This is a genomic window from Dyella caseinilytica (assembly GCF_016865235.1).
Taxonomy (GTDB): domain Bacteria; phylum Pseudomonadota; class Gammaproteobacteria; order Xanthomonadales; family Rhodanobacteraceae; genus Dyella_B; species Dyella_B caseinilytica.
Genome location: NZ_CP064030.1, coordinates 2,767,512 through 2,783,252, shown reverse-complemented (window position 1 = coordinate 2,783,252; position 15,741 = coordinate 2,767,512). Strand labels below are relative to the sequence as shown.

Below are 15,741 nucleotides of genomic sequence, written 5' to 3'. Positions count from 1 at the left end.
AGGTTGCAGGGATGTTAGCGTTAATCAGAGCTATCAATGCCTTGAAGCAACTCGCTGAGTTTTCAGGCCGCATACGGTAACCATCCCTTGGCGCACCGCTTAAGACAACGTTTAGACGCCTAAAGAGAAATCCCCGAAGCCGGGGAGGCGGTGAGTGGCATCGGCTGCACAAGGCCCATGCACGGCATCTCTGACTTGAGCCATTTGGAAGCAGGATTTCCACCAAGGGACATCCGGGAAATACGCTGGATTCGAAGAAACAAAAAACCGCGCTGTAGCGCGGTTTTTTGTAATGCATCGGGGTATTGAATTGGTGGAGCGGAGGAGGATCGAACTCCCGACCTTCGCATTGCGAACGCGACGCTCTCCCAGCTGAGCTACCGCCCCACGTAAGCAACACATGGTAGCAGCGGAGCCGTTAGGGAGCCAAGCCCCTTGCCCTAGCCGGGCAGCAGGGCGCTGAGGCGGTCGTGCAGCACTTCGCGGCGCCAGCCTTCCAGCGTTTCGGGCCAGGTGCGCGTGACGACGTATTCCTCCAGCACCTTGCGGGAGCAGAGCAGGCCGGGGGGCAGGTCCAGTTCGGTGGCTAGGGTGTCGACGGCGTCCTTCATGGCGCTCAGGGCCTGCTTGGCCTTGCCCTGCGGGAAGGGCGGAATAGGTGTGGTGGCGGCCATTTCTTCGCTGCTGACAGGTGGAGCCAGCAATTCGAACAGTTCGGTGCGTTGCTGGGAGCGCAGGGCGCGTTGGCCGCTGCTGCGCTGCTCCAGCTCGTCGGGATGTTTTGGTGGTTGCTGGGTCAGGCTCAGGGTGAGCGCGTCTTCCAGCAGCCATGGGCGCGGTCGGTCCAGTCGGCGTGCTGCAGCGTCGCGCCAAAGCAGGATGCGGCGTAGCAGGGCCTGCTGTTCACGCGGCCACTCGGCAGCGCCGCGCAAGGCCAGTTGTGGCTGCGCATCGCCGGAACGCTGGCAGCTCTTGCGTTTGAGTCGTTCGCAGTCTTCCGCATGCCAAGTGGTGCGACCACGTTGCGCGAGGCGTTCGGCCAGCTGTTGGTGGATGGTGTGCAGATAGACCACGTCCAGCGTGGCGTAGGTGCGTTGCGAGGCGGTGAGCGGCCGTTGCATCCAGTCGGAACGTGTTTCGCCTTTGTCGAGCTCGGCGCCAGCCAGTTCGGCCACCAGAGCGCGATAGCTGATACCCAATCCCATGCCAACGAAGGCGGCGGCAATCTGCGTGTCGAACAGTACGCGCGGCCCTTCCGGCAACCATGGCGCCAGGGTTTCCAGGTCTTCGCTGGCGCTGTGCATCAGTGTGACGATATTTGCACTTTCAAGCGGCTGCAGTGCTTTGGCGATGTCGAAGGCCAGCGGATCAATCAGCGCATAACGCTCGTTCCATCCCAATTGCAGCAGTGCAAGTTGGGGGTAGAACGTATTGCGGCGCATGAACTCGGTATCGAGCGCAAGCACGGCGCCGGACGAGAGTGGGGTCAGCCATTGTTCAAGCTGGCTGCGTTGGTCAATCCAGTCTGCCTGGGGCGGCGGTGCGGGCAGGGTCATTATTTTCCTTGGGATGAGGGGCCAAGCGATTCACGATTGCCCCATCATCATGGGTGCCATAAGGTAAGCAGTGAACCATAGCAGGCCAGCCACGGAACGCCCAACATGCCGAGCAAGGAAACCGTACAACGTCAACGCGCATTTGGCGGGGCGCTCGGCGTGCTCGTGCTGGCATTTGGCCTCACGTATCACTTTTTCCCGGAAATCTTCCACGTCAGCCCCGAGGAAGTGGCGAATCCACCGTCGCCAGCGACCCGCCTGACGCGCGCCGCGACCGCGGGGGCGGGCAATGTTCAACCGACAGCGCAGGATGAGCTCAACGCCGGGCCGCCGCTGACACTGGCGCCGACCGCCGTAATTGCTGCACGTCTTAGCCGCTCCAATGTGCACTTGCCGGAGCAGCTGACGGCCGATCCTCCGGCGATACGGGCGCTGATCGAGCGCGCGAACAAGGCGTTCCTGGCCGGTCATATTGCGGGCGACAAGAGCAGTGCGGCGGCGTTGTATGAGCAGGCCGTCAAGCTCAAGCCAGACAGCCGCGCCGCGGTACAAGGCCTGGATCAGGTGCGCACGCACCTGATTGCCGAAATCACGCAGGACATCGCCATCGGTGATTCCGAGGCCGCCGGCACCTTGCTGGAATACCTCAAGGTCATGCCCAACACCGCAACCGATATCCCGCCGCTGGAAGCCAGCATGAAGACGCTGATCACGGTGCGCCCTATGTTGGCGAAGGCGGCGGATTTGCTGCAGCAAGGAAAGGGTGAGAAACCGAGTGGCGATGATGCGCTGGACCTGTATCGCCAGGTACAAAAACTGGATCCGGAAAACACCGTGGCGTCGGAAGGGATTTTGCAGGTGCAGCGCATGGTGCTCGACCGCGCATTGGCAGCCGTAGCGCAGAATGATTTTGCCGGTGCCGAGGCGGCAATTACCGAAGCGCAGACCATCCAGCCTGGTTCGCCGCAACTGCAGGATGTGCGCACGCAGGTCGACAATATTCGCCAACAACGTGCGGTGGGCGTGCTGGCGCAGGCACGTTCGGCACTGGATGCCGGCAATCTTGCACTCGCCAAGCAATTGGCAGGGCAGGCGCAGTCGATCAGTCCGCAACTGGAGGGCCTCGATGCGTTTGAAGTACAGCTCACCAACGCGCGCCTGTATGCCAGTTACAAGCCCGGTCAGGTTTTCACCGATCGCTTTGTGGACATGAACGGCCAGTCACCGACCATGCTGGTCGTGCCTACGGGCAGTTTCATGATGGGTGCGCCGGATGGCGAGCCAGGCCGCACCGATGTGCAGATACCGCAACATGAGATCACCATCAGCAAGGGCGTTGCTCTATCGCAGACGGATGTCACCGTGGGTCAGTTCCGCGAGTTTGTCCGCGCCAGCGGTTACAAACCCGAATCGGTCGGCAATGGTTCCAGTGTTTACGATGAGCGCACCGGCGTGATGCGCGACGATTCTGGCGCGACATGGGATGACGATTACGCTGGGCATTCCGCCGCCAACGATCTGCCGGTGGTGAACATTTCCTGGAACGACGCCAATGCCTATGCGCAATGGCTGAGCCAGCGCACCGGTAAAAAGTACCGTCTGCCGAGCGAGGCGGAATTCGAATACGCCCTGCGTGCTGGCAGCACCACGCGCTATTGGTGGGGCAGTGGCACGCCCAAGAGCAAGGTGGAAAATCTCACCGGATCGTTTGACCGTTCACCGAGCGGACGGCGCTGGAGCCATGCGTTTCAGGGTTATGGCGATGGTTACTGGGGACCCGCGCCCGTGATGAGCTTTGCACCCAACGCATTTGGTCTTTACGACATGGACGGCAATGTTTCGGAGTGGATGACCGATTGCTGGCACGACAACTACATTCGCGCGCCCGTTGATGGTAGTGCTTGGGTGAATCCTGGTTGCTCAGTGCGCGTGGTGCGTGGTGGCTCATGGGGCAGCTCGCCGGAACAGGCCAACTCGGCGTATCGCCAAGGGGCTGATGCGAGCGTTCGCAGCGGGCGCGTGGGTTTTCGCATTTTGCGCGAGTTGTAATTCACGCCGAGGCGTCACTCTGCTTACTCGCAATGCACCATCCGTCGTCCCGATGCAGGCCGGGACCTAGTGACTTTGCGTTTCTACAGCGATGTCACGTTATGCGGACACGCAGTATGAAAGTCGCTAGGTCCCGGCCTGCGCCGGGACGACGGGTGAGATATTCGGCTGACGAGAGATGTTCTGCTTGCTATGGAAGCATCTACATGGGTCGCTTTGCTCGGTTTCGCATTGCATTGAATTTTCACTGACGACTGCATGCCTCACTTAGCCGCTTTATCCGGGCGATGCCGGACAGTCATCCAGCGATCCCACGGGGGATCACCGGCGAATTGCTGTTGCAGGAATTCCGTGAATGTGTGGACCTTCGCGGAGACGAATCGGCGAGTCGGGTAGATGATCATGGCGTCGGTATGCGGTGGTCGCCATGTCGGCAGTAACGGCACCAGGTCGCCGCGCGCAAGATCGTCGCCGACGATGAATGTAGGCAGCAGAATGATCCCTTGTCCCGCCAGCGCGGCGCTGCGAAGCAGATCGCCACTGTCGGCACGAAAGTCGCCGCGAACACGAACGGTGGTAACAACACCGTCTGCGTCCTGGAGTGGCCAGCGCCCCTCGAATCCTCCGCTCGGCAGGGTCAAGCAGTTGTGTTCCGCCAAGTCCTGCGGTGCGCGCGGTGTGCCGTGGCGCTTGAGATAGTCGGGCGCCGCGCAAACCACCAGCCGCACCACCGTCAGTGGCCGCGCGACATAGGTGGGAGGAATTTCCAGTGATAGACGCAGGGCAAGATCGAAGCCTTCTTCGATCAGGTCGACGCGTCGATCCGTGGAATGTACTTCAAGTTCCACCTCCGGATACGTCATGCGGTATCGGGGAAATAGTTCGGCCAGATGGCGAACACCAAACGTGAGCGGCACGCTGATGCGCAGCCGCCCCCGTGGTGTCGTTGTTGCTGAACCGACCTCGGCTTCCGCTTCTTGCAGATCGGTAAGCAACTGTGTCGCGCGTTCGATGAAGCGGTGGCCGGCATCCGTCAGATGGAGCCGGCGCGTCGTTCGCTGCAGTAGGCGAGTGCCGAGATGCTCTTCGAGCTCGGCGATCAGTCGCGACACCGACGTTGTCGACATGCCGAGCTTCTCAGCGCCGCGTACGAAGCTGCCGGCCTCGACCACTTTCGCGAACGCCTGCATCGATAGGAATCGGTCCATTGGATTGTCCCTTTATTCGGGATAAATACTACCTCAAAAAGCTATTTATCCACCAATTCGGGATTCTTAGTATGCACACATCGTCCCACCCAACCACTGGAGATTGCTATGAACACGTCAACTTTTGCTTCTACGAAAACCAACACGAGCACCACGTCTTCCAGCATCAAGCTCAGCGATACGGCTGAACTCGGTGGCCGCGTCCTTCTGTCATCGCTGTTTGTGCTCTCCGGCCTGAGCAAGATCACCGCTTACGCCGCCACCATGGCCTACATGTCCTCGCTGGGCGTTCCCAATGTTTTGCTTCCGGCGGTGATTGCCACCGAGCTTCTTGGCGGCCTGGCCATCGCCTTCGGCTGGAAGACGCGTGTAGCAGCGTTCTTGCTGGCGGGTTTTTCGCTGCTGACGGCACTCGTGGCCCATACCAACTTCGCCGATCAGATCCAGATGATCATGTTCTTGAAGAACGTGTCGATCGCCGGCGGCTTCCTGCTGCTGACTGCACGTGGTGCAGGGCGGATCAGTCTCGACAGCAAGTTGCATTGATCCCTCGCATCGATCGTCCAACAGGAGACATCTCATGAGCTACGCCATTATCGGATCGGGCGCCATCGGCGGCGCCCTCGCCAAACAGTTTGCCCAGAGCAAGATCAAGGCTGTCATCGCCAATCGTCGCGGAGTTGCCTCACTGAAAGATGCACTGCAAGCCTTTGGTCCTACCGTAAGTGCCGCAGAAACCACCGACGCACTGGCTGCGGAAGTGATCATCCTCGCCGTCCCGTTCGGGGCGGTGGAGGAGGTCGCCAAGTCGCGCAGTGACTGGTCCGGCAAGATCGTGGTGGATGCCACAAACGCCATCGAGTTTCCCGCCTTCAAACCGCTGGATCTTGGTGGACGGCCTTCCAGTCAGGTGGTGGCGGCGCAATTCAAGGGCGCCAAAGTCGTCAAGGCGTTCAATACGCTGCCGGCGGCAGTGCTCGCGGATGAGCCGCGTCGGACCGAGGGTCATCGCACGATCTTCGTTTCGGGCGATCACGCTGATGCCAACGAGCAGGTTGCATCGCTCGTCGCCAAGCTTGGCTTCAGTCCCATCATTCTGGGGCGCCTGGCAGAAGGCGGTTTGCTGCAACAATTCGGTGGCCCGCTGACGATGCACAGCCTGATTCATTCGAATCCCACCAGTGGGACTTGAATCTTGAACAGTTCGACAGGAACTCACGAAGGACGAAAGGCGCTTGTGACCGACACAGGTTAACGATCCATCCTTAGATTCGAATGGACACCCTCGGATACTTCAGGCATAAAAAAACCCGCTTTTAGCGGGTTTATTTCTCGATCTCTTGGATCGGATTGGACAGTCTTTAGATTATCCATTGGTGCCCAGGAGAGGACTCGAACCTCCACGGTTTTACCCGCTAGTACCTGAAACTAGTGCGTCTACCAATTCCGCCACCTGGGCAGGTGTCACATCGATATTCAGCCGGTGTGAGCCGCGTAGAGTAGGGATCGTCAGGCGAGTTGTCAACTATTTCTTCACGGCGTCTATCGCGACGATGCGATTTCGGTTTGGTGCTTATCGAAACCGTTCATCTGAGGCGATACTTAGCGCATGACCAAGAAAAATCCAGGCAAGGATAAGGCGCCACGAAAGGTGGCAAAGGCTTCGAAGGTACGCAGCGGTGAGCCGAAAGGCGGTCGACGCGGCAGCGCGGTGGCGGGTGGCGAAGCACAACCGGCCGATCCGTTCGCCAAGCGGGAGGCGGAGCGCTACGAGCGCCCCATCCCCAGCCGTGAGGCGATCCTCGCACTACTGGAAGAGCGTGGTGAACTGCTGACCGAGGCGCGTATCGCTGAGGCGCTGGGGTTGGATGATGTCTACAGCATCACCGCCCTGGCCAAGCGCCTTAACGCCATGGTGCGCGATGGCCAGTTGCTGCTGGGCCGGCGTGGTGGTTATGCCCCGGCGCGCAAACTGGATCTGATTCCTGGTCTGGTGCTAGCTAACGCCGAAGGCTATGGCTTCCTGCGCCCGGACGAAGGCGGCGACGATCTCTACTTGTCGCCCTACCAGATGCGCAGTGTGATGCACGGCGATCGCGTGCTGGCCAGTGTGGTGGGTCTGGATAGGCGTGGCCGCCGGCAGGGTGCCATTGTGGAGGTGTTGCAGCGCCGCTCACCGCGACTGGTGGGGCGTGTGGTGATCGACAACGGCGTCACCGTGGTGGTGCCGGACGATCGCAGGCTGCACCAGGACGTGATGATTCCGCCCGGCAAGGAACAGGGTGCGCGTTCCGGACAGATCGTGGTGGCCGAGATCACGGAGCCGCCCACTCCCCATCGCGGCCCGCTGGGGGCGATTCGCGCGGTACTGGGTGAACGCCTGCAGCCTTCGCTGCTGGTGGAAATGGCGATTGCCAGCCATGACCTGCCGCATGAATGGCCACCGGCAGTGCTGCGTGACGCGGCGCAGATCGAGCCCGAAGTGACGGCAGCCGAGCGTGAAGGCCGCACGGATCTGCGCAAGCTGCCGCTGGTGACCATCGACGGCGCAGATGCTCGCGATTTCGACGACGCCGTCTATGCTGAGCCCAAGCGTGGCGGCGGTTGGCGGTTGGTAGTGGCGATTGCCGATGTGTCGCATTACGTGCGCATCGGTAGCGCGCTGGACAAGGAGGCTTACGAGCGCAGCACATCCACTTATTTCCCCGGCTTTGTGGTGCCGATGCTGCCGGAGACCTTGTCGAACGGTATCTGCTCGCTCAATCCGAAGGTCGAGCGCCTGTGCATGGTTTGCGACATGCAAGTTGATGCCAGCGGCGAGGTGGTGAAATCCAAATTCTATGATGCGGTGATGCGCTCGCATGCACGCCTCACCTACGACAAGGTGTGGCAAGCGATTGGCTTGCAGGATGCAGACGCCCGCCACGAAGTGGCCGACGTGTTACCGCAACTGGAAAACCTTCACGCGCTATACAAAGCGATGGCCGAGCAACGCCGCCGCCGTGGCGCGATCGATTTCGAAACGCCCGAGGTCAAGTTCCGGCTCGACCAGACCGGCGAAGTGGAAGCCGTTGGCGCCGTCCAACGCAACGATGCGCACAAGTTGATCGAGGAATGCATGATCGCCGCCAACGTGCAGGCGGCGCTGTTCCTGTCCAAGCGCAAGATCCCTGCACTGTATCGCGCGCACGAACCACCTCCGGTGGAGAAATACGAAGACCTGCAGCAGTTCCTGCGCGAGTTCAAGCTGCGCATGCCACCGGTGGAAGAAGTAACGCCCGGCGATTTCGCCGACGTGCTGCGCATGGTGCAAGATCGCCCCGAACGCGAGCTGATTCAGTCGGTGCTGTTGCGCTCGCAAAGCATGGCGGCCTACCAACCCGACAACCGCGGGCATTTCGGCCTGGCGCTGGAAGCCTACGCGCACTTCACCTCGCCGATCCGCCGCTATCCCGATCTGCTGGTGCATCGCGCAATCCGCTATGCGTTGACGGGCGGCAAACCTTCTGCGTACGAATACACGGACGCCGCCATGGCGGCGATGGCCGTGCATTGTTCGCAGCGTGAGCGTCGTGCGGAAGAGGCAGAGCGCGATGTGGATGAGCGTTTCCGCTGCGCGTGGATGGCCAAGCATGTCGGTGAAGAATTCGAAGGCACGGTGACCGGCGTCACCTCGTTCGGCTTGTTCGTGGAGTTGGAGGAATCGAAAGTCTCCGGCTTGGTGCATATCAGCCAGCTGTCGAACGACTACTATCACTTCGATCCGGTTCGTCACCTATTGAAGGGCGAACGTACCGGCTTGCAGTTCCGCCTTGGCGATCACGTTTGTGTGCAGGTGCTACGAGCCAGCCTGGAGGATCGCAAGATCGATTTCCGGTTGGTGCCGCCTGGCAAGAAGGGCGCGCCAGCACCGGCGCCAGGGACAGCGGCAAAACGCTACGATTACCCCGCAGCGGGCGAGCGCTATTCTTTGCCTGCTAACCGCACACCGTTGCCATCGTTACCGCCATTACCAGGACGTGATCGGGCGGCAAAGCATGGAACTGGCAAACCCACGAAGAAAGCGACGGCCGGTCGGCCGATTGCCGTGGCAGACAAACGCAAAGGCAAGCCGGCAGCCGGCAACGCTGTCACCAAAGCCAAGACGCGAGCCACCAAGGCCCGCACTCAGAAACCGAAAGGCAAACGATGAGCGAAAGTTGGATCGTCGGGATTAACCCGGTCGAAGGCGCACTAAGCAACGACGCTGAGCGCGTACGCGAAGTGCTGGTAGAGAACGGCCAGCGCAACGCGCGCGTGCATGAGCTGGCCGAGCGTGCGAAGTCACTGAAGATTCCGGTGCATCATCGGCCGCGCGAGCAGCTCGATCGTGTAGCTGGCGAAGCACGGCATCAAGGCATTGTGGCGCTGTATCAGGCGCCACCCATGGCCGGTGAAAACGATTTGCCGGGCCTGCTGGAGAAAGCCGGCAACGATGCGCTGGTACTGGTGCTTGATGGCGTCACCGACCCGCACAATCTGGGTGCCTGTCTGCGTAGTGCAGCGGCAGCCAATGTCACGGCGGTCATTGTGCCCAAAGATCGTGCGGTGGGACTCACACCCGTGGTGCGCCGCGCTTCGGCTGGCGGCGCCGATCGCGTGCCACTGATTGCGGCCACCAATCTGGCGCGCGCATTGCGTACCTTGAAAGACGCCGGCGTGTGGATCACTGGCCTTGCAGGCGATACCGAGCAATCCATCTACGATATCGACCTGAAAGGGCCGGTAGCTCTGGTGTTGGGAAGCGAAGGCGAAGGCATGCGCCGACTGACGCGCGAGACCTGTGACTTCGCGGCAAAGATTCCGATGCCGGGTACGATGGAAAGCTTGAACGTGTCGGTGGCTACCGGCATCGTTTTGTTTGAAGCCTTGCGTCAAAGGAGCCGATAATGACTTTTCATTGGCATGACTGGGCAGGCTATATCGGCGTAGTTCTGGTGCTGCTGGCCTTTTTGCTGCTGCAAGCCCACAAGCTGCATGGCAACGGGCTGATCTATCAGCTGATGAATGTGCTGGGTGCGGTGGGCGTCATGCTGTCGCTGATATTTGGTTCGTTCAACGCCTCAGCATTCTTCATGCAGGTGGCTTGGTTGCTTATTGGTGTTTATGGTATTTGGCGCGGTGCACGTTTGCGTCGTGAGGCGCGTGAAGCCGGCCATAAGATGCAACCCTGATGAAACGCTGCGTAGGTTGGGGTGCCCAACCTACGTAGCTACGAGGTCGCCGATCAATCCGGTCGATCACCGAGTTTCACAGGTTCCGGATTGGAGGTGAGGTCGCGCTTGTCGCGCTGTCCGATCAGCGGCTCGCCCTTCACCTGGAACCATACGTTTTCAGCGATATTGGTGGCGTGATCGCCGATGCGTTCGATGTTCTTGGCCATGAACAGCAGATGGGTGCACGGCGTGATGACGCGCGGATCTTCCATCATGTAGGTCAGCAGTTCGCGGAAGTAGGCGGTATAGGCTTCGTCCAATTCCACGTCGTCCTGCCACACCTTGTAGGCGCGCTCGGCGTCGCGGTCACGATAGGCGCGCAGCACTTCACGCACTTCCTCGGCGGCCAGTTCGGCCAGATGGGCCAGGCCACCGGTTGGGGTCAACGGTGCGGCCATCGACAAGGGAATGGAACGCTTGGCGACGTTGGCGGCGTAATCGCCGATGCGCTCAATGTCCGCAGCGATACGCAGCGCGGCGAAAACGTTGCGCAAGTCGCCAGCGATCGGCGCGCGCAGCGCGAGCAAGCGCACCACGTCGTGGCTGATTTCCTGTTCGAGCTGGTCGATCGCGTCATCATTGTTGACGACATGCTGTGCAGCGCGTTCGTCGCGGCGGTCCACCACGTCGATGGCTGCTTCCAGCTGGCTCACTGCCAGCTCACCCATGCGAACGAGTTCGCCGGTCAGGCGCATCAGTTCGTCGTCGTAGCTCTTGATGATGTGTTCCTTGCTGCTGCCGCTCATGGGTGTTGCCTCGTTTAAGTTGGTAGGGAAGGGCGCTCGCTGGTTGGATCTCGCGAGGTTGACCCTTCACCCCATCCCTCTCTCCGCAGGGGAGAGGGAGTGAAATGAATTAACCAAAGCGACCGGTGATGTAGTCTTCGGTCTGCTTCTTGCCGGGCTTGGTGAAGATCTTTTCGGTGTTGTCGAACTCGATCAGCTCGCCCAGGTACATGAAGGCGGTACGGTCGGAACAACGGGCCGCCTGCTGCATGTTGTGGGTGACGATGACGATGGTGTACTCGTGCTTGAGTTCTTCCACCAATTGTTCGATACGGCCGGTGGCGATCGGGTCGAGTGCGGAAGTGGGTTCGTCCAGCAGCAACACTTCCGGACGCAATGCAATGCCGCGCGCAATGCAAAGGCGCTGTTGCTGACCGCCAGAAAGGCCGAGTGCGCTTTGCTTGAGCTTGTCCTTCACCTCATCCCACAACGCGGCGCTGCGCAGCGCTTGCTCGACGCGGATATCCATGTCGGCACGCGACAGCCTTTCGTGGTGGCGGATGCCGTAGGCTACGTTTTCGAAGATGGTCATCGGGAAGGGGACCGGCTTCTGGAACACCATGCCGACCTTGGTACGCAGGCGGTTCATGGAGTAGCTCGGATCGAGGATGTTCTCGCCGTCGAGCTCGATGCTGCCCTTGGCTTCCAGCTTCGGATAGATCGCGTAGATGCGATTGAAGATGCGCAGCAGGGTGGATTTGCCGCAACCGGACGGCCCGATGATCGCAGTCACCTGCTTCTCGGGGATATCCATGTTGATGCCTTTCAGCGCATGGTAGCCGTGATAATAAAAGTGCACATCGCGCACCTTGATCTTGGCAGGCGCCGCAGCACCGGTCAGGGGCGCCGCGGTGGCGGCGGCGAGGTCATTCATAACTCACCTTCTTGCGCGAAAACAGGATGCGGGTCAGCAGGCTCAGTGCCAGCACGAACAGGGTGATCAGCAGCGCACCAGCCCAGGCAATCGCATGCAATGCCGGGTCAGGATCGTTGGTGTACTGATAGATCGTTTGCGGCAGGCTGGCCATTTTGTCCAGCGGGTGCGCGGTCATGTACATGTTGCCGAAGGCAGTGAACAGCAGCGGTGCGGTTTCACCGGCCAGGCGCGCCAGCGCCAGCAGGATGCCGGTGAGGATGCCGGAGAAGGCCGCACGCATCAGCACCTGCACGGTCAATTTCCATTGCGGAATGCCAAGCGACAATGCCGCCTCACGCAACGTGCCGGGCACCAGTTGCAACATTTCATCGGTGGTGCGCACGATCACAGGCAAGCCGATCAATGCCAGCGCCACGCTGCCGGCGAAGCCGGAGAAGGAAATGGCGCCGTGCGTGAGTTCGTTGATCGGCAGTACCACGATCACGTACACGAACAGGCCCAGCACGATCGACGGCGCGGAGAGCAGAATGTCGTTGAGAAAACGGATCGTCGATCCAAGGCGCGTGGAACTGGCATATTCAGCCAGATAGGTGCCAGCCATGATGCCGATCGGCGCGCAGATCAGGATGGCCATCAGATCCATGATCAAGCTACCGACGATAGCGTTGGATAAACCGCCATCGGCGCCGTAAGCCGTGATCTTGGTGAACAGGGTCAGCTTCAGTGCGCCGAAGCCGCTTTGCGCGGTGATCCACAGGATCCACACCAGAAACACCAAGCCGATCAGGGTGGCGCAGCCGCTAAGCGCCAGCGCGATAACGTTGGTGATACGGCGGCGAGTATAGACGGCGGACATCAGCGTCCCTCCTTGCGAGCCAGCTGACGCAGCATCAGGCGGGCGATCAGCAGCACGATGAAGGTCACGACAAACAACAGGAAGCCCAGCGCGATCAGCGCGGAACGATGCAGACCCACCGCCTCGTTGAATTCGTTGGCGATGCTGGACGAAATGGACGTGCCCGGCATCAGCAGCGAAGCGGTGATGTTGTACGAGTTGCCCAGCACAAAAGTGACTGCCATGGTTTCACCGAGCGCACGGCCCAGTCCCAGGAAGATACCGCCGATCACGGCCGAGCGGGTATAGGGCAGCACGATGTCCCACACCACTTCCCAGGTGGTGGAGCCCAGCGCGTACGAGGACTCCTTCAACCGTGCGGGTACGGTCCGGAACACTTCTCGCATCACCGAAGAAATGAAGGGCAGGATCATCACCGCCAGCACGATGCCCGCGGTAAGCAAGCCAAGACCCAGTGGCGGCCCGCTGAACAAATTCGGCAACACACTGAGCATCAACACGTAAGACAGCGATGCACTCACGGCAAGCGCAAGGATGAACGCAAGGATGTTCAAGGCCATGCCTTGCACCCAGCGATGCAGCAGGCCAAGGAACATCGGCAAGATCGGGATGAGCAAAATGACGGTGCCAACGGCAGTGCGCCAGAATTCTTCGCCGCCGCTCAACGAAGTATTGCCGAAGAAGTCGCCCAACCAGGGCTCGACGTATGCAGCCATGAAGGGCACGAAGATAAACAATCCCCACATGCCGTAAATGATCGAAGGAATCGCTGCAAGCAGTTCGATCGCGGTGGCGACCGGGCTGCGCATCCAGTTCGGTGCGATCTCGGTGAGGAAGAGGGCGATGCCGAAACTGATCGGCACGGCGATGATCAATGCGATCAGCGATGTCGCCAGCGTGCCAACAATCGGCGCGAGCGCGCCGTAGCGATCGCCGACCGGATCCCAGTCAGAACTGAACAGGAAGTGGAGTCCATCCTTGAGCAGTACATCGCGGCCGCCCCACAGGGTGGAGATGGCTGCGCCAAGCAGCGTGGCTAATACGACCAGCGCACAGCAACGAAGCAGCAATCGGAAGATGAGGTCGTGACGGGCATCGGCGCGCGAACGATGTTCGGTATCACGGGCGAGCGGTTCGGCGCTTGTCGCTTGCATGCTGAGGCGTTTCCGCAGTTGTCTTTAACAATCAGAACGACGCGCGCAACCGTTCGTTGCGCGCGTCGCAGGTGGTCATGCTGCTGGCTGTCCTTGCGACAGCGTGCAGCTTACATCTTGTATTCGCTGGACCAGTAGCTTTCGATCTGCTGTACCAACGAATCGGGCAGGGGCACGTAATAAAGTGCGCGGGCCGAATCCTGGCCGTGTTCATACGCAAACTTGAAGAAGTCGAAGGCAACCTTGGTGTTGACGGCATTCTTCGGCGTCTTGTACATGATCACCCACGAGGTAGCAGTGATCGGCCACGCCTGCGCGCCCGGAGCGTTGGTCATCAGCAGGTTGAAGTCTTTGGCGCTCTTCCAGTCAGCCGTGTTGGCGGCGGCCTGGAAGCTGGCGATGGTCGGCTCCACGACGTTGCCGGCGGCGTTCTTCATCTTCGCGTAGCCAAGCTTGTTCTGCGCGGCGTAAGCGTATTCGACATAGCCGATGGAGTTCGGAATCTGCTTGATGTAAGCGGACACACCTTCGTTACCCTTGCCGCCGATACCGGCCGGCCAGTTCACGGCGGTGCCTTCGCCCACCTTCGACTTCCAATCCGGGCTGACCTTGGAGAGATAGTCGGTGAAGTTGAAGCTGGTACCCGAACCATCCGAGCGATGCACCACGGTGATGCGCGAGCTCGGCAGGTGCAGGCTCGGGTTGAGCTTGGCGATGGCCGGATCGTTCCAGGTGGTGATCTTGCCGAGGTAGATGTCAGCCAGGGTCGGGCCATCCAGCACCAGCGAACCCGGGGTAACGCCGGCAACGTTGAAGGCCGGTACGATGCCGCCGATCACGTCAGGAAACTGACCCAGGCCGAACTTGGCCAGGTCATCCTGATCAAGCGGCTTGTCGGAAGCGCCGAAGTCCACGGTGCCTGCCTTGATCTGCGCAATGCCGCCGCCCGAACCGATCGACTGGTAGTTGATGTGATTACCGGTCTTCTCGGCGTAAGCCGCCGACCACTTGGAGATGACCGGGTAAACAAAGCTGGAGCCAGCACCGGTGATGTCGGTGGCCTGAGCCGTCGTCATGCCGAGCATGGATGCGGCAACCGCGAAGGCGAGCGTGCCGAGGCGGGACGGAAGTTTGAAAGAGGTCAACACAAAGGCTCCTTATGAGCGGGCAGTGGCGGATCGATGAATGCCAAGTGCCGCTATTGCAGGGTCTGGGTGTTGCAATGAGATGAGATGAATATTGCAGCTTGATGACAATCGCAAAATCTTGAGGTTTAGCTGCGTCAGAAACTTGATATTTCTACTCCGGAAGCACCGTACCAACCCGCTCCAGCTCCAGTACTTCCAATGCACGCAAGCGGTTGACGATGCGACAGAAAAGCAACGCAGTGCGCTCAACGTCATACACCGCCGAATGCGCTTCGCGGGAATCAAAAGTATGGCCCGATGCCAGCACCGCTTTGCTTAGCACGGTTTGTCCGTAGGCCAGACCACTCAGCGTGGCCGTATCAAAGCAGCTAAACGGATGGAACGGATTGCGCTTGTGGCCGACGCGCCGCACAGCCGCATTGAGAAAGCCGAGGTCAAACGCTGCGTTGTGTCCGACCAGGATGGCGCGTTGGCACTCGTTCTGGCGGATCGCCTGTCGCACCGGCTGGAAGATATGGTCCAGTGCAATGCGCTCATCCAGCGCACCGCGCAGCGGATTGTCCGGATCGATGCCGGTGATCTCCAGTGCGCGCGGATCGATGTTGGAGCCGGGGAAAGGCTCTACATGCGTGGAAACGGCCGGGTGAGGGTACAGATTGCCCTCTTGGTCCATGCCGATGATGACGGCGGCAATTTCCAGCAGTGCGTCGCGTTCGGCGTCGAAGCCGCCGGTTTCTACATCCACGATCACTGGCAGGAAGCCGCGGAAACGGTCGGCCAGTCGGGCCGCCAGACTGTTATTGAGTTGCTCCATCCGTAAAGCATACAAGAGCGGGGAACGGAGAGCGGAAAT

The 15,741-nt window shown here is 60.3% G+C and carries 14 protein-coding genes and 2 tRNA genes; 6 read left to right on the top strand and 10 right to left on the bottom strand.

The features are described 5' to 3' along the window. Nucleotides 1-311: 311 nt before the first annotated feature. A tRNA-Ala gene (locus tag ISN74_RS12020) sits at nt 312-387 on the bottom strand. A gap of 53 nt (nt 388-440) precedes the next feature. Then, nucleotides 441-1,556, bottom strand: a complete 1,116-nt coding sequence (locus tag ISN74_RS12015; protein WP_188800948.1) for a ribonuclease D — start codon at nt 1,554-1,556, stop codon at nt 441-443. A gap of 105 nt (nt 1,557-1,661) precedes the next feature. Between ISN74_RS12015 and ISN74_RS12010 the strand changes: the two genes are divergently transcribed. Next, nucleotides 1,662-3,605, top strand: a complete 1,944-nt coding sequence (locus tag ISN74_RS12010; protein ID WP_188800946.1) for an SUMF1/EgtB/PvdO family nonheme iron enzyme — start codon at nt 1,662-1,664, stop codon at nt 3,603-3,605. A gap of 263 nt (nt 3,606-3,868) precedes the next feature. Here the strand turns inward: ISN74_RS12010 and ISN74_RS12005 are convergent, their stop codons facing one another. Next, nucleotides 3,869-4,813: a LysR family transcriptional regulator gene (locus tag ISN74_RS12005; protein ID WP_188800945.1), complete on the bottom strand. Its 945-nt coding sequence runs from the start codon at nt 4,811-4,813 to the stop codon at nt 3,869-3,871. A gap of 108 nt (nt 4,814-4,921) precedes the next feature. On the opposite strand from ISN74_RS12005, the gene ISN74_RS12000 reads away from it, so the two are divergent. Together ISN74_RS12000 and ISN74_RS11995 are read left to right on the top strand one after the other, a co-directional pair. Beyond that, complete coding sequence (locus ISN74_RS12000) at nt 4,922-5,359, top strand: DoxX family protein (RefSeq protein ID WP_188800943.1); 438 nt, start codon at nt 4,922-4,924, stop codon at nt 5,357-5,359. Next, entirely contained in the window at nt 5,319-6,005 is a 687-nt protein-coding gene (locus tag ISN74_RS11995; RefSeq protein ID WP_308420780.1) for an NADPH-dependent F420 reductase, read from the top strand. The genes ISN74_RS12000 and ISN74_RS11995 overlap by 41 nt, the downstream gene beginning before the upstream one ends. A gap of 182 nt (nt 6,006-6,187) precedes the next feature. Here ISN74_RS11995 and ISN74_RS11990 read toward each other — a convergent pair. Beyond that, a tRNA-Leu gene (locus tag ISN74_RS11990) sits at nt 6,188-6,272 on the bottom strand. A 150-nt stretch (nt 6,273-6,422) separates the two neighbouring features. Here ISN74_RS11990 and rnr point away from each other — a divergent pair. Genes rnr through ISN74_RS11975 form a run of 3 tightly spaced genes read left to right on the top strand, consistent with a single transcriptional unit; the run spans nt 6,423 to nt 10,026 of the window. Continuing rightward, the gene (gene rnr, locus ISN74_RS11985; RefSeq protein ID WP_188800939.1) at nt 6,423-9,005 is read left to right on the top strand and encodes a ribonuclease R; all 2,583 of its coding nucleotides are present in this window, start codon (nt 6,423-6,425) and stop codon (nt 9,003-9,005) included. Beyond that, a complete protein-coding gene (gene rlmB, locus ISN74_RS11980; protein ID WP_188800937.1) occupies nt 9,002-9,742 on the top strand; it encodes a 23S rRNA (guanosine(2251)-2'-O)-methyltransferase RlmB in 741 nt (246 codons plus the stop codon). The genes rnr and rlmB overlap by 4 nt, the downstream gene beginning before the upstream one ends. Further along, nucleotides 9,742-10,026 (top strand): CBU_0592 family membrane protein, encoded by a 285-nt coding sequence (locus ISN74_RS11975; RefSeq protein WP_188800935.1) that lies wholly within the window; start codon nt 9,742-9,744, stop codon nt 10,024-10,026. Before rlmB ends, ISN74_RS11975 begins: the two co-directional genes overlap by 1 nt. A 53-nt stretch (nt 10,027-10,079) precedes the next feature. Here the strand turns inward: ISN74_RS11975 and phoU are convergent, their stop codons facing one another. From phoU to rnt, 6 genes are all read right to left on the bottom strand, one after another. Beyond that, complete coding sequence (gene phoU, locus ISN74_RS11970; protein WP_188800933.1) at nt 10,080-10,814, bottom strand: phosphate signaling complex protein PhoU; 735 nt, start codon at nt 10,812-10,814, stop codon at nt 10,080-10,082. A gap of 109 nt (nt 10,815-10,923) precedes the next feature. Next, nucleotides 10,924-11,727, bottom strand: coding sequence for a phosphate ABC transporter ATP-binding protein PstB (gene pstB / locus ISN74_RS11965; protein WP_188800932.1), 804 nt, complete (start codon nt 11,725-11,727; stop codon nt 10,924-10,926). Further along, nucleotides 11,720-12,586: a phosphate ABC transporter permease PstA gene (pstA, locus tag ISN74_RS11960; protein WP_188800930.1), complete on the bottom strand. Its 867-nt coding sequence runs from the start codon at nt 12,584-12,586 to the stop codon at nt 11,720-11,722. The genes pstB and pstA overlap by 8 nt, the downstream gene beginning before the upstream one ends. Continuing rightward, complete coding sequence (locus ISN74_RS11955) at nt 12,586-13,740, bottom strand: ABC transporter permease subunit (protein ID WP_229679395.1); 1,155 nt, start codon at nt 13,738-13,740, stop codon at nt 12,586-12,588. Before ISN74_RS11955 ends, pstA begins: the two co-directional genes overlap by 1 nt. A gap of 110 nt (nt 13,741-13,850) precedes the next feature. Further along, nucleotides 13,851-14,888 (bottom strand): phosphate ABC transporter substrate-binding protein PstS, encoded by a 1,038-nt coding sequence (gene pstS, locus ISN74_RS11950; RefSeq protein ID WP_268235718.1) that lies wholly within the window; start codon nt 14,886-14,888, stop codon nt 13,851-13,853. A 151-nt stretch (nt 14,889-15,039) separates the two neighbouring features. After that, nucleotides 15,040-15,702: a ribonuclease T gene (gene rnt, locus ISN74_RS11945; RefSeq protein ID WP_188800928.1), complete on the bottom strand. Its 663-nt coding sequence runs from the start codon at nt 15,700-15,702 to the stop codon at nt 15,040-15,042. Nucleotides 15,703-15,741 lie beyond the last annotated feature (39 nt).

Coding starts and splice junctions, on each gene's coding strand:
- ISN74_RS12015 (WP_188800948.1), bottom strand. CDS start 1,556: ATGACCCTGCCCGCACCGCCGCCCCAGGCAGACTGGATTGACCAACGC.
- ISN74_RS12010 (WP_188800946.1), top strand. CDS start 1,662: ATGCCGAGCAAGGAAACCGTACAACGTCAACGCGCATTTGGCGGGGCG.
- ISN74_RS12005 (WP_188800945.1), bottom strand. CDS start 4,813: ATGGACCGATTCCTATCGATGCAGGCGTTCGCGAAAGTGGTCGAGGCC.
- ISN74_RS12000 (WP_188800943.1), top strand. CDS start 4,922: ATGAACACGTCAACTTTTGCTTCTACGAAAACCAACACGAGCACCACG.
- rnr (WP_188800939.1), top strand. CDS start 6,423: ATGACCAAGAAAAATCCAGGCAAGGATAAGGCGCCACGAAAGGTGGCA.
- rlmB (WP_188800937.1), top strand. CDS start 9,002: ATGAGCGAAAGTTGGATCGTCGGGATTAACCCGGTCGAAGGCGCACTA.
- ISN74_RS11975 (WP_188800935.1), top strand. CDS start 9,742: ATGACTTTTCATTGGCATGACTGGGCAGGCTATATCGGCGTAGTTCTG.
- phoU (WP_188800933.1), bottom strand. CDS start 10,814: ATGAGCGGCAGCAGCAAGGAACACATCATCAAGAGCTACGACGACGAA.
- pstB (WP_188800932.1), bottom strand. CDS start 11,727: ATGAATGACCTCGCCGCCGCCACCGCGGCGCCCCTGACCGGTGCTGCG.
- pstA (WP_188800930.1), bottom strand. CDS start 12,586: ATGTCCGCCGTCTATACTCGCCGCCGTATCACCAACGTTATCGCGCTG.
- ISN74_RS11955 (WP_229679395.1), bottom strand. CDS start 13,740: ATGCAAGCGACAAGCGCCGAACCGCTCGCCCGTGATACCGAACATCGT.
- rnt (WP_188800928.1), bottom strand. CDS start 15,702: ATGGAGCAACTCAATAACAGTCTGGCGGCCCGACTGGCCGACCGTTTC.